1 pseudogene is annotated in these 501 nt (G+C 64.3%); it reads left to right on the top strand.

The features are described from left to right. Positions 1-501, top strand: a pseudogene (locus tag EJI01_RS28470) (IS110 family transposase); the annotation flags it as partial.

Here is a 501-nt window from a genome sequence, read left to right on the forward strand (position 1 = left end):
TACGAGGCAAGGATACCGCTGGCGGCGGCGATTTGTACATGAGCTTCGAGCTCGGCGACAAGCATTGGCAGCTGAGCATCGGCGATAGCCATAACCGCGTGAGCCGCTATACCGTGGGCGCCGGCGATACAGCTGCCGTAGCCGATTGCATCGTTAAGGCCGGGGCGCGACTGCGCACCGGCGGCCAGGCGCGGGTGCACAGCTGCTACGAGGCTGGACGTGACGGTTGGTGGCTGCATCGCTGGTTGAGCGAGTTAGGCGTCGATAACATCGTGGTCGATGCGGCAAGCATCGAGGTCAACCGACGCGCACGGCGAGCCAAGACCGACCGGCTCGATGCGGACAAGCTGTTGGCCATGCTCGTTCGCCACCACGCGGGCGAGCACGTCTGGTCGGTTCTGCGCGAACCGAGCAGCGAGGACGAAGACGCACGCCGTGTGCACCGTGAATTGCAACGGCTGACTCACGAGCGCATTGCGCATACGAACCGCATCGGTTCGC

The sequence above is a fragment of the Variovorax sp. MHTC-1 genome (assembly GCF_003984645.1).
In the GTDB taxonomy this organism is placed as follows: Bacteria; Pseudomonadota; Gammaproteobacteria; order Burkholderiales; family Burkholderiaceae_C; genus Variovorax.